Origin of the sequence: Providencia sp. Je.9.19 (assembly GCF_051129765.1) — a bacterium.
Taxonomy (GTDB): domain Bacteria; phylum Pseudomonadota; class Gammaproteobacteria; order Enterobacterales; family Enterobacteriaceae; genus Providencia.
In genome coordinates, this window is record NZ_JBCPSS010000001.1 from 1,805,746 (window position 1) to 1,819,255 (window position 13,510).

At 39.8% G+C, this 13,510-nt stretch carries 11 protein-coding genes; 6 read left to right on the top strand and 5 right to left on the bottom strand.

Features of this window, described 5'->3' with window-relative positions; translation table 11 throughout:
* The first annotated feature begins 26 nt into the window (after positions 1-26).
* The 3 genes from AAZR93_RS08465 (at position 27) to ybaK (ending at position 2,319) form a co-directional block, all read left to right on the top strand.
* A complete protein-coding gene (locus AAZR93_RS08465; protein ID WP_434719533.1) occupies positions 27-902 on the top strand; it encodes a hypothetical protein in 876 nt (291 codons plus the stop codon).
* A gap of 113 nt (positions 903-1,015) precedes the next feature.
* On the top strand, positions 1,016-1,816 hold the full coding sequence (locus tag AAZR93_RS08470; RefSeq protein WP_434719534.1) for a TraB/GumN family protein: 801 nt from the start codon (positions 1,016-1,018) through the stop codon (positions 1,814-1,816).
* A 26-nt stretch (positions 1,817-1,842) separates the two neighbouring features.
* Positions 1,843-2,319 carry a Cys-tRNA(Pro)/Cys-tRNA(Cys) deacylase YbaK gene (gene ybaK, locus AAZR93_RS08475; RefSeq protein ID WP_294104821.1) on the top strand — a complete coding sequence of 159 codons (477 nt, stop codon included), beginning with the start codon at positions 1,843-1,845 and terminating at the stop codon, positions 2,317-2,319.
* Positions 2,320-2,372: 53 nt separating this feature from the next.
* On the opposite strand, the gene ushA is transcribed toward ybaK, so the two are convergent.
* Complete coding sequence (gene ushA / locus AAZR93_RS08480) at positions 2,373-4,043, bottom strand: bifunctional UDP-sugar hydrolase/5'-nucleotidase UshA (protein ID WP_294104823.1); 1,671 nt, start codon at positions 4,041-4,043, stop codon at positions 2,373-2,375.
* A gap of 330 nt (positions 4,044-4,373) precedes the next feature.
* On the opposite strand from ushA, the gene AAZR93_RS08485 reads away from it, so the two are divergent.
* Complete coding sequence (locus tag AAZR93_RS08485) at positions 4,374-5,597, top strand: MFS transporter (RefSeq protein WP_434719535.1); 1,224 nt, start codon at positions 4,374-4,376, stop codon at positions 5,595-5,597.
* A gap of 295 nt (positions 5,598-5,892) precedes the next feature.
* Complete coding sequence (gene ybaL / locus AAZR93_RS08490) at positions 5,893-7,644, top strand: YbaL family putative K(+) efflux transporter (RefSeq protein ID WP_434719536.1); 1,752 nt, start codon at positions 5,893-5,895, stop codon at positions 7,642-7,644.
* Between the two features lie 161 nt (positions 7,645-7,805).
* On the opposite strand, the gene AAZR93_RS08495 is transcribed toward ybaL, so the two are convergent.
* The 4 genes from AAZR93_RS08495 to AAZR93_RS08510 form a co-directional block, all read right to left on the bottom strand.
* A complete protein-coding gene (locus AAZR93_RS08495; protein ID WP_434719537.1) occupies positions 7,806-8,144 on the bottom strand; it encodes a DUF1937 family protein in 339 nt (112 codons plus the stop codon).
* Between the two features lie 106 nt (positions 8,145-8,250).
* Entirely contained in the window at positions 8,251-9,027 is a 777-nt protein-coding gene (locus AAZR93_RS08500; protein ID WP_294104831.1) for a DeoR/GlpR family DNA-binding transcription regulator, read from the bottom strand.
* A gap of 35 nt (positions 9,028-9,062) precedes the next feature.
* Positions 9,063-10,292, bottom strand: a complete 1,230-nt coding sequence (locus AAZR93_RS08505; RefSeq protein ID WP_434719538.1) for an NAD(P)/FAD-dependent oxidoreductase — start codon at positions 10,290-10,292, stop codon at positions 9,063-9,065.
* Positions 10,289-11,689 carry an NAD(P)/FAD-dependent oxidoreductase gene (locus AAZR93_RS08510; protein ID WP_434719539.1) on the bottom strand — a complete coding sequence of 467 codons (1,401 nt, stop codon included), beginning with the start codon at positions 11,687-11,689 and terminating at the stop codon, positions 10,289-10,291. Before AAZR93_RS08510 ends, AAZR93_RS08505 begins: the two co-directional genes overlap by 4 nt.
* Before the next feature lie 242 nt (positions 11,690-11,931).
* On the opposite strand from AAZR93_RS08510, the gene AAZR93_RS08515 reads away from it, so the two are divergent.
* Positions 11,932-13,371: an FGGY family carbohydrate kinase gene (locus AAZR93_RS08515; protein ID WP_434719540.1), complete on the top strand. Its 1,440-nt coding sequence runs from the start codon at positions 11,932-11,934 to the stop codon at positions 13,369-13,371.
* Positions 13,372-13,510 lie beyond the last annotated feature (139 nt).

Here is a 13,510-nt window from a genome sequence, read left to right on the forward strand (position 1 = left end):
CACCTCATTTAGAAGAGGAGTTTGAGATGGAAATAAAATTACATGCTAACGCGACAACGACACCTCGAGTTCGCCGCTACCTGCAACAGTCAGACAAAAGTGACCGCGAGCTTGCTAAAGAATTAGGTATTTCGGTTTCTACCGTACGACGTTGGCGCATAAGGCAAGATGTTGAGGATCAGAAATCCACCCCACGAAATGTACACAAGGTAATGAGACAAGAACAAATTAATCTAGCCCTTTGGCTAAGAACACACTTTGTTTTACCTCTGGATGAGCTCATCACTTATGTTAATGATGGCATGGGACAAGCTATTTCACGGGCAAGTTTAGATAGGATGCTGAAAAAGGGGAATATGGTTCATATGAATATTCTTGGCACCCGAGTTTTAAAAGGGAAAAAAGCCTTGAACAGTGGCCTGCATTGCGGAACATTGAAATTACGCTATCGTCGATTGAATTTACTACCTCAAGATGATGGGCAACTTCATTTACTCTGGTTAGAAGAACAGGTCAGCAGCTATTTGTGCATCGCAATCTTTCAAGGAATATCTGCACAACTCGTCGTCAATTGGTTAAATGAAATACAACCCAACTTACCGGCTGCTATACAAAGTCTTGAGACTGAAAATAAAACGTTATTTTTAGAATCTGTATTTGAAGAGCACCCATTGCAACAATGGTGTAGCCAGCAGAATCTCAATTTAAGTTATTTTGATGTTGAAAATGAGGCATCAATACGACTTGAAATACCATTTTCTACGCTAATACCTGCGGCACAAAACCTAACTGTAGCCGAGTTTTTATCAAGCGTTATCCTTCACCATAACGCGCACTGGCCTCAAAAGAAATTGGGCGGTTTAACACCAGCAGAGTTCTGGCGTCAAAATAGCCACTTATGATTATAGTAAACAGAACAACACGTAAAGAAAGGAAATAATCCCTTGAGTTATTCGCAAATCCACCCAAGATTGTTTAACCTAAGCAACTGAAACTTAAAGTCGGTGGGTTACACATGGGAAAGCTACTCGAAAATTTGAAAAATTGGCTACATACTGAAGTCGCACCAGTATATCCCTATCCTGCTGCTGATATTCGTTTATCAAAAAAACTAAAGCTGCATATTGTCGGTAGCATTCATATGGGAACAGAAAACATGTTTCCTTTATCTGCGGTACTTTTAGAAAAACTCAACCAAGCGGATGCGTTGATTGTGGAAGCAGATATTACCGATAATTATTCCCCCTTCCCCTCACAAACCATAGCACAGGTGAAGGTAGAAGAACGACTTACCAAAGAAGAGTATGCGTTGTTTTTACAGTATTGTCAGGAAATTCGCCAAGAACCAAGCCAATTCGATAGACTACCCGCTTGGCAAATTGCACTGATTTTGCAGGCGACTCAAGCTCAAGAACTGGGTTTAAGGGGTTACTATGGCATTGACTATCAACTCTTACGCAGTGCTCAATCGCAACAAAAAGAAATGATTGAACTTGAAGGAACTGATTCGCAAATTGAGCTACTGCTCAAGCTACCGAATCAAGGTTTAGCGCTATTACAAGACTCCCTTGTCCATTGGCGAGCGAATGCACGCTCTTTGCAAACCATGATTAGCTGGTGGCTTGATTATCAACCTAATCATTGTGCGACATTGCCCAATACCTTCAGTGAAGATGTTTACCAAGCCTTAATGGTTAAGCGCAACCAAGCTTGGAGTGAAAAATTAAAAGCACTACCAGATGGAAACTATGTGGTGGCTGTTGGTGCTTTGCACCTATTTGGTGAAGGCAGCCTTGTTGATTATTTACGTAAGTAGTTGATTAGAAAATAGCAGGTATAAATATGACACCCGCAGTAAAATTACTCGAAAAACATAAAATTCAATTTATCTTACACCCTTACGACCATGACCCAAATGAGCATAACTTTGGTGATGAAGCCGTCAATAAATTAGGGTTAGATGCTAAACAGGTATTTAAAACCTTGTTAGTGGCATTAAATGGCGATCAAAAAACGCTGGCAGTCGCAGTCACACCGGTTTCTGGCCAATTGGACTTAAAACTGGTAGCTAAAGTCTTCAAAGTAAAAAAAGTCGAAATGGCCGACCCGCAAATAGCACAAAAAACAACAGGCTATTTACTCGGTGGGATCAGCCCTCTTGGTCAGAAAAAACGTCTGCCTACCGTTATTGATAGCCAGGCCAAACAATATGACACGATGTTTATTTCAGGTGGAAAACGCGGGCTTGACATTGAATTAGCGCCAAATGCCCTTGCTGAGGTATTAAACGCGACTTTTGCGGAGATAAAAAAAGACTAACCTAGCAAAAAGCCCCATCTCTGGGGCTTTGAATATCAATCTATTACTGCTGATTATTTATTTTTATAAACAATCTCACCTTTCGGCTCATAATCAGAAGCTTTCAATGGAGAATGTTTCTCAATGTAGCCTTTGAGCACTTCTGCATCAACAAAACCGGTATTGACATAGTTTGGATGATTATCAATTTTAGGGTAACCATCGCCACCGATAGCATTAAAGTTCAATGTCGCCATGCGATAAGTTTTTGATGTATCTACAGGTTTACCATCAATCTTAACATCGCTAATAGTGCCATCTGCATTTAATGTCAGATTAACATTATAAAATTGTCCATAAGCGCCCGCGTCAGGTTTCATATTGGCAACCGCTTGCAGATAAGGAATGACTTCATCACCTTTAAAATCAACATACACCAATTCATTGGCAAATGGCTGAACTTTCAGCACATCTTTATATGTTATCTCACCGGCTTCAATTGAATCACGAACACCACCACCGCTCATAATGGCAAAGTCAGCACCCGCACGCTCTTTTTGTGCCGCTAACAACAAATGACCCATGTTAGTTTGGACAAAACGAACTTTACTACGATCACCTTCTAATTTACCGTCAACTGAACCTACTTTCACGCCAAGTTGTGTGTCACCTTTTTCTTGATAAGGCGTCAACAATTTAGTCATTTCAGGATTATGTGCAATTTCTTGAGTGTAATAGACGCGCTCAGTCGTCCCATCTTCTTTAGTAACTTTTTTCTTTAAATTTACAGGGATCAATTGATAATGTTTTAGTGTGAATTTGCCATTTTTAAATTCAAAATCAGCACGGCCTACATATTTACCCCATTCATGGGCTTGAACAATCCAAGTTCCATTTTGGTTATCAGGTGCACAAGGTGTTCCCGGTACATAATCAGCTTGTTTGTAATCTTTATTTTCTTTTGACATACAAACAGGATCTTGTGAGTGTCCACCCACAATCATATCTAAATAGCCCGCAGGTAAACTACGCGCCATTTCCACATCGCCGGGTGCATTTGAACCGTGATTACCATTGTCATAATGTCCCATATGGGTTGCCGCAATGATAATATCTGGTTTTTCAGTTTCACGAAGCTCATCAACAACTTTTTTGGCTTCTTCTGCTGGAACACGAAATTCAACATCAGGGAAATTAGCCGGATTACCAATTCGAACAGTATCATCCGTTGTCAGCCCCATCACCGCAATTTTCACACCTTGCTTATCAAAAATTTGATAAGGCTTAAATAAACGTTTACCAGTACTAGTTTGATAAATATTAGCGGAAAGGAATGGGAAAGTAGCCCATTTTTCTTGTTGGCGTAATATTTCAAGTGGATTATCAAATTCATGGTTGCCCAGTGCCATTGCATCATAACCCACTAAATTCATCCCTTTAAAGTCAGGTTCTGCATCTTGCAGATCAGACTCAGGGACACCTGTATTAATATCACCACCAGATAGCAGTAATACACTGCCGCCTTGTTTAGCAACTTCATCACGGATTTCATCAACAACCGTTTTTTGTGCCGCTAAACCATACTCTCCATTATCATTGTGCCAAAAGTGCCCGTGATGGTCATTCGTATGTAAAATAGTAATATTATAGGCTTTATCTTTTTCCCATGCGTTTGCCAATGCCGCTGGTAATAGCGCCAAAGACACAGTTAACGCACATACTGATGCCTTAAATGTAAACTTCATACATTTCTCCCTGCTGATATAGGAATTTTCTACAGTGTGTGTAGATTATAGTGAGTAATCGAGTTCTGTTTTATAGCATAAAAATTTGAGCAAGATTTGATACCTCTTGCATAATAATAAATTCGTTTCATAAAAATGAGATCTACTTCAAATAATTCATTGTTATGCTTTTTGAAACTTCTTATTTCTCCATTTAAATATAGGTGAAATACGGCGAATTATAGACAAGCTGTAGATGATCAAGATTGAATATAACCACTAACTTGAAGTATGCCAAGAATATCGGATATATTGATAACAATTATATAACACAATAATAAGTTGATAATTATGAGTGAGCAGACCACAACACCAAACAACATCAGTCCACCGAAACCGTCGAGCAAAACAGGGAAAACTGTTTTTAGTATTCTCACCGCAATCAGTTTTTCTCACCTGTTAAATGACATGATCCAATCGCTAATCCTAGCGATTTATCCATTGTTGCAAGCTGATTTCTCGCTGAGTTTTGTTCAAATAGGAATGATAACCCTAACTTATCAAATTACGGCATCATTACTACAGCCAATAATTGGTTATTACACGGATAAGCACCCACAGCCCTATTCCTTACCTATTGGCATGACCTTCACCCTTTCAGGATTAATACTACTAGCGATAGCTGAAACTTTCCCCATGATTTTATTAGCGGCGGCGCTAGTGGGAACTGGATCATCCGTATTTCACCCTGAATCGTCTCGCGTCGCACGTATGGCATCTGGTGGACGTCACGGTCTTGCCCAGTCGTTTTTTCAAGTTGGGGGTAATTTAGGAGCTTCATTAGGCCCATTACTTGCAGCGCTGATTATTGAACCTTACGGCAAAGGCAATATTGGTTGGTTTTCGCTTGCCGCACTACTGGCGATTGTCATTCTATTACAGGTTAGTAGCTGGTATAAGCAACAACACCGCACAGCAAATAAAAAGAGCACTTATGACGCTAATATTAAAGTTTTACCGCGCAAGGCAGTAATCGGCTCTTTGGCTGTCCTGCTGGTATTAATCTTTTCTAAATACTTTTATTTAGCGAGTATTAGCAGCTATTACACATTCTATTTAATCGATAAATTCGGTGTTTCGGTTCAAAATGCCCAAATTCACCTCTTTGTATTTTTATTTGCTGTTGCTGCAGGCACTATGATTGGTGGCCCTATCGGTGACAAAATTGGTCGTAAGTATGTTATTTGGTTTTCTATACTTGGTGTTGCGCCATTTACCTTAATTTTACCTCACGTATCGCTCTATTGGACAGGCGTACTCACTGTGATCATTGGCTTGATATTAGCATCTGCTTTTTCAGCGATCCTAGTTTATGCCCAAGACCTGATCCCCGGTAAAACAGGAATGGTTTCAGGCCTCTTTTTTGGACTAGCCTTTGGCATGGGTGGTGTTGGCGCAGCAGTACTCGGATATGTTGCAGACCAAACCAGTATTGAACAAGTTTATCAATATTGCGCCTTTCTACCATTACTTGGTATTTTTACAGTATTACTACCAAATATTGGCAATAAATAGTTTTATTTTCTTATTTTACCCATACTTATTAAAATATAAGTATGGGTTACTACCGCTATATTTGACTCAAATATTAGCCCTAAATCTCAAAAACTCAAACCTTTAAACTATTTATCACCTCTAGTCCGCTTTTTTTTTAAAAACATTGCATTTTTTTAAGGCAATTTATCTCAAAAAAAGATAAAATACCTAAACATGAAATTTGTATTTCAAAATGATAGTCAATGCGTCACCGTCATTTTAAAAGTCAAAGGCATGTACCCACCTTTTTTATTCACGACCCAGAGGAGACTAAATGGAGCATTCAACGCCCTTAATTACAACCATTGTTGGTGGTCTCGCCCTTGCATATTTGTTAGGAATGATAGCTCAACGATTAAAAATTTCCCCTTTAGTTGGTTATTTAGCGGCTGGTGTACTAGCCGGTCCTTTTACACCTGGATTCGTCGCCGACACCACCCTGGCACCAGAGCTCGCTGAAATAGGTGTTATCCTATTAATGTTTGGGGTTGGCCTTCACTTTTCACTTAAAGATTTGCTCGCAGTTAAAGCGATTGCCATCCCCGGCGCAGTGGCACAAATAGCGGTCGCAACGATATTAGGCCTCGGCCTTTCCATGTTATTTGGCTGGGGAATATTTACTGGTATTGTTTTTGGTCTCTGTTTGTCTACCGCCAGTACCGTTGTACTACTTCGAGCCTTAGAAGAACGACAACTAATAGAAAGTCAGCGCGGACAAATTGCCATTGGTTGGTTAATAGTTGAAGATTTAGCCATGGTGCTAACTCTTGTACTATTACCTGCTGCTGCTGCCATCATGAATACCGATGACGCAAGCTTTAGCGAGCTTATCCTCGGACTTGCTTGGACAGTTGGTAAAGTTGTTGCCTTTATTGTTCTTATGGTTGTTATTGGCCGTAAAGTGATCCCATGGATTTTATCGCGTACTGCTTCAACGGGTTCCCGCGAGCTCTTTACCTTAGCCGTCCTTGTTCTTGCATTAGGTATAGCTTATGCGGCGGTGGCAATATTTGATGCCTCATTTGCCCTTGGTGCTTTCTTTGCCGGAATGGTATTGAATGAATCTGAGCTTAGCCATCGTGCTGCTCAAGATACCTTACCGCTACGCGATGCATTTGCCGTACTGTTTTTCGTTTCTGTCGGTATGCTATTTGACCCAATGGTACTATTACAGCAACCGCTGGGTATTTTAGGTGTACTTGCGATTATCATTATCGGTAAGTCAGCCGCAGCATTGGTGCTTGTACGCATGTTTGGTCATTCACGGCGAACAGCACTAACCATATCAGTCAGTCTTGCACAAATCGGTGAGTTTGCCTTTATCTTAGCAGGTATGGGATTAGCACTCGGTGTGATGGATAAAGACGCTCAAAACCTTGTATTAGCAGGTGCAATTGTCTCTATCATGCTTAACCCTATCTTATTTACCTTATTAGATAAGTATCTTGAAAGAACAGAAACTATCGAAGAGCAGCTTCTTGAAGAAACCTTAGAAGATGAAACTCAAGTTCCTGTCGATATCTGTGGTCACGCCATTATTGTTGGTTATGGACGTGTTGGTGGGATGCTAGCAGACAAACTACGTAGAAAAAATATCCCACTGGTTGTCGTTGAGGACACTCGAGCTAGATTTGAAGGTCTTGCCGAAAATGGATTTAGCGCAATTTTAGGTAATGGAGCAAACAAGGAAACCATTAGCTTAGCGCGTATTGAATGTGCGAAGACCTTACTTGTGACCATTCCTAATGGTTATGAAGCTGGTGAAATTGTGGCAACAGCCAAAGAACTAAACCCTAATGTTATCGTGATTGTCCGTGCTCACTACGATGATGAAGTTAGCTTCATAAAAGAGCGTGGAGCGGACCATATTATTATCGGTGAACATGAAATTGCTAAATCAATGGCAACCTTCATGTGTAACGATGTCGAAGAATTTGGCTGCTCAATTGATGACAATTCGGATAGTAACCATGATGGAAAAAATGAAGGAAAAAATTTAGATGAGTATCTAAAACCATCTCATTAATTACTTCTTGGTTTAAAAAAGTAAACAATAAAATACAAAAAAGGAAGCCATTTGGCTTCCTTTTTTTATCTTGAAATTCACTCAGTCTTCTTAAACCACAATTCCACCTTAAATAATTTGAACTACCGTTAACTCTCTGAGCGTCAAACTATAATAAATCTTTAAATTTTAAACTCATCGTAAGTCCAAACAGGTAATCCTTTATCCTTCATGAATTGAATCTCAGCAGCAACACCACCACTTTTCTCCCATCCCGGGAGCGTCAATACAATTAAGCCATCACAGCGATCTAAAAATGCCATATCAATAGATGACCAAGCGACTTTTTTATTCTGTGTTGCAAGATATTGGTTAATTGGGTGTGTAATAGTAATTTGGCTATAAGTTGCGATGCCTTTTAATGCCAATTCAGCGGCAACCTTAGTACATTCTTGAAAGCGCATTTCAACCACATTGCTATCAGGGTCTGAATATGGGCAAGCAATAAAATAGATTTTCATATAATTTCCTGGTTATAAAATAACAAATTTTGAGTACAGTAAACCTATGAAGGAATATTAATATTGTTCTTCATAGGTTTGTATTAACGATTTTTAAAATTAACTCTTATTCAATTTCAGCAATAATAATTTTTGTTTTTGGTCGTTTTTTATTTTCAGATAATTTAAAGTCTTTGCAGGTTGTCACTAAAAAATCAATATTATCCCACCCTGTTACAAAGTTAATTGCATGCTTATTTGCTTTAGTACCATCGGCTAAAACAATTAATTTATCGCTATTTTCCATCATTTTTTGTGCAATAGCCGCTTCATCAACATGTTGATCCATCACGCCATGTAATGAATGAATTGCGCCAACACCAATAACGGCATAATCAGCAAAAAACTCAGCGATATTTTTCAGTGCAATAACACCTAAACAGGCATTTTGCATCGCATTAAATTGTCCACCAATTAGAATTGTTTCAATTGTTGGATTTTCCTGCAATGTATTGGCAAGCAAAGGGGAATTAGTAATAACCGTTAAATTATCAATTAATTTAACCCGCTGGCTAAACTCAAAAGTTGTTGTGCCAAAATCAATAAACAGCGTATCACCCGGCTTAATTAATTTCGCGGCTTGAAAAGCTATTGCTTTTTTTTCATCAACGGCAACTTGAGCTCTTTCTGTAAAATTACGCTCAAATTTGGATTGAATATTAACGGCACCACCATGGACTTTTTTCAATAATTTTTGAGTTTCAAGCTTACTGAGGTCGCGACGAATAGTTTCTTGTGCAACATTGAAATACTTAGCAAGCTCTTGCACATACACCTGACCATGAGTTGATAATAATTCAATAATGGCTTGATGTCGTACTTTTGAAGAACGCCCCTCACTCATCTATTTACCTTTATAACTATTTAACATTTTCAGCACTATACAACAGTGATACGAATTTCAGTAGCATCCGGTTGAATTTTTGTTAAATCGATGCCTTTAAGCAATATACGTCTTGTAGGCAAACAACGATGATGTTTCTCATACAAAACATAATCTCCAGCCATAACTTTGACAGTACCGGTAATAGCGTGTTTAACTTGAATATTAAAATCAGTTTTATCCATATTCATCACGGATAAATCAATACAGGCAGGCACACTAAAGCGAATCGAAGAACCAATACTAACGGGTAATCTTACCGTATTATTAATCGATAACTTATGGTGATGAGCTAAAATATCATCTGCTATATGGCCTCCAATAATGAGGCCTTCTTGATAGCATTGGTCGCCCATATCCGCAGGATGCAGCATATTACCCGCAGCATAATAATGTATATCTGAACAATGCCCATATTGATCAGTAACGGGCTTACCTGTGTTCGCGTCAAAATCAAGATGACTTTTACGAATTAAAGTATTTTCCCCAACAAATCCACCCGTAAAAATAATGGAATCACACATAATTTTGTGAGATTGCCCTGCGGTTTCGACTACCACATATTCAACACGTTCAAGGCCACCAATTTGGGTAATTTTACTATTTAGGTACACAGGCGTACCCATTGCTTTTGCAAATAATACCGCAGGTTTATAGGCAAGAATGCGTGAACCACTTTCAATCATACCTTGTGCTTTTACACCTGCATTTTTCAATGTCCACAATGCGGAAAAACTGACAAGTTCACTTCCCACAATCACAGGGTTACGACAAGGTTTTTTACCTTTCAAATAGACAAATTGCTGCAATGCTCCTGCGGTAAGTATTCCTTGAGGACGTAAGCCCGTGACTAATCGTGGGTGGCGAGGTGTTTCGCGCACACCAGTGGCGACTAACACACGCTTTGCATGCATTTCAACAATTCCGTCTGGCATTGACACGGTCAGTATTCCATTAGGTTGAAAACTTACTACGGTACTGCGCGTATAAATTTGAGTATCACCCACACGTTTAATAAGGGCCTGTGCAAATTTATTGCCTTTCATTGGACGCTTAAATGCTAACAAACCAAATGTAGGATGCTGACAATGACGAGGAACTCCACCGGCATGCTCTTCACGCTCTATGATAGCAATATTGTGAATACCGCGACGACGTAATGTTTGTGCTGCCGCTAACCCTGTAGGTCCTGCACCAATAATAATAACATCGTAATTCAAATTCATTTCACCGCCTCCACTGCGAGTGTGTTATCGAAGCGAGAATTAATAATTTCTTCTACCTGACTACTACAATAAAACCCATTACAGCGCCCCATCATGACACGTGTTCTACGTCGAAGTGCGCCTAAACATTCAGGGGGAATATCCGAATCAAATGTGGCTTCAATTTCTCTTTGAGTGACTAACTCACAGTGACAGACAATCCCACCATTACTTTTACATTGGTAATCACGTTGATGATACTCTGAAATCATTGGCATTTTTGGCCATATCAACGCATCTGGCGGAGATAATTCAAATAAAGGCGTAAAGTTTTTTTGATAAAGTTGACTTAAATAATTAGCCACCCCTAACGCTGAAGTCAACCCCGTAGAACGAATTCCACCAGCACACAGCCACTGTTTTTCAGGGTAATCATTAATACGATAATATTTTTCTTCTGTTGCTGGACGTAAGCCTGCATAAGTCGCGGTAACGCTATAATTATGCAAGGAAGGTAACAAGCGCGAACCTTGTTCAATCAAGTCTTGCAGCACCTCTTCTTTGACTTCCGCTTTCCAACGATCTTCTTGTTCCTCAGCCGTTGGCCCTAGTAATAAATTACCAAATATTGTTTTTGATAACAGTACACCTTTAGTTATCGCAGTCGGCACAGGTAGAATAATGGCATTAACGTCTGCCGCCGCAGCTTTATCATAAACTAAGAACTGTCCTTTACGCGGTTTGATTTGAAATGGCGATGGATGACAAATAGATTCCACAATATCACCATTAATACCCGCACAGTTGATCACTAAACGGGCAGAAAACTCACCTTTTGATGTCAACAAATGCCAAATTCCCTCACTTAATGAGCCCGATATCACCTCACTATGAAAATGATACTGCGCCCCATGTTTCACGGCTTGTGTTAAATAAGCTAATGGGGTGCTCCAAGGATCAATTACCGCTTCTCCGGGAACAGTGACAGCCGCCATCGCACCTTCCGCTAAATGAGGTTCTCGACGATATAATTCGTCTTTATCTATAATTGCCACATCTAATACGTTGTTAGTGTGTGCTTGTTCCACAATACTCGGGAGTTTGCTCAGTTGCTCATCATTCCAAGCAACAACTAACGCCCCAGTTTCTAATATAGGTAAATTCATTTTTTCTCTAATATCAATGAATTCGCGATATCCATCTTGCATACAGGTTAATTCGAGACTCCCTGGTGTGGCGTCAAATCCTGTATGCAATAGTGCACTATTTGCTTTACTTGCCCCCGATAAAATATCACCACCGCGTTCGAGTAAGAGTGTCTTAGCCCCCATTAAGGTAAATTTTCGGGTCACTGCACAACCAATGACACCACCACCGATAACAATGACATCCCAAATTTTTTTATTATTAATATCCATGGCTGAAATCCTTTACTTAAAACTTTCACACATAAAACCACACAATAACCACAAACTCAACAACCAAAACAACACAAATTAAAGCAACAAACCAAAAAACACCCACATTGTTACTTTATTGTGATTTTTATCACAATCATGAAACTTATTGTGAGTTTTTTGTGGATTTTATTTCCGATTGAACGATAGTAAGCAAAAAAACAGACTAGTTTACAACATTTATAACACTAGGAAGAAATGCGATGCTCAATCAACGCTATGCTGCTATCGATCAGGGAACAACGGGAACCCGGGTCGTGGTTTTTGATGAAAGTGGCCATTATCACTCCCCGATGAGTATCCCACATAAGCAAATCACGCTAAATAGTGGTTGGGTAGAGCATGACCCTGAAGAAATATTGGCAAATATTATTAAATGCCTACATAGCTGTGAAGTTGTTGATGCTATCGGTATTGCTCATCAGGGTGAAAGCATTGTGGCTTGGGATGCTGACAGCAAACGTCCGCTTTACAATGCCATAGTTTGGCAAGATCTGCGTACCGAAAAAACGATCCAAGAACTCAAAAATGCAGGTTTTGAATCTATTGTGCAGTCAAAATCAGGCTTGCCGCTAGACCCTTATTTCTCCGCTAGCAAAATGGGATGGATTATAGAGAATGTTGTAGGCGCCAAAACACTGGCAGATAAGAACAAACTACGCTTAGGCACTATGGATGCTTTCTTCCTTGATAGATTATGCGGCGTTTTTGTCACAGACTACAATTCGGCATCGCGTACCTCATTACTGAATATTCACACATTAGAATGGGATCCCCAACTATGTGAAATCTTTGGCGTACCTATCCATTGCCTTCCAACGCTGAGCGATAATATTGGCAATTTTGGCGCAATTAATCTAGATGGGCACTTAACCCCAGTTACCGCTGTTATTGTCGATCAGTTTGCAGGGACTTTTGGTCATGGCTGTCGCAATAAAGGGGATGCCAAAATTACATTTGGTACTGGCGCTTTCCTACAAGCACTCACTGGCTCTGAAATTCCACAAACCCACGAGACCGGTCTTTTACCCACACTTTGTTGGAAATTTCCTAAAGAAGCTGCTGTATTTGGTCTTGATGGTGGTGTTTACAATGCCGCTTCAGCCGTGAACTGGGCTCGAAAAATAGGCTTATTTGATCAGTTTGATGAACTGAGTGACTTCAGAGCCGAATCTGCCATTCAACGAGGTCTAGCATTTGTACCTGCTTTATCGGGTTTAGGTTGCCCTTATTGGGATCGAAGTGCTGCCGGTATGTGGGCGGGTCTTTCACTTGATACAGATAAAAAAGATATGATGCAGTCTGTATTAGAAGGGATTGCGGCGCGTTCAGCTGAAGTTATTTTCGCAATGGAGAAAATTTCGCCGTTAGGTCAGTCCATTTCTGTTGATGGAGGATTATCATCAAATCAATACTTTAAACAATTTTTAGCCAATTTATTACAAAAAAATATTGAATCGCCAGCAAATCGCGAAGTCACCGCTTTAGGTGCTGCATTGCTAGCCCGTAAAGGTTTAGGTATAAGCCACGAAATGCCTGTAAAACGCAATTCCACAATAACGCGTCCCGATGGGACAAATATGCAAGGCGTTATGGCGCAATATCGCGACATCATCGCCCGTTCTCGCCAATTAAGACACTAAATATAAGCAAAATAATTCAAGTTGTATGTTAACAACATGCTGCTATCTCCAAAGTCACATAGTAATCCAGTGATTTAGGCATGCGGTATAACCACACTGATTAAAAAATCATGCAATTTGAAGCATTACGGCTATACAC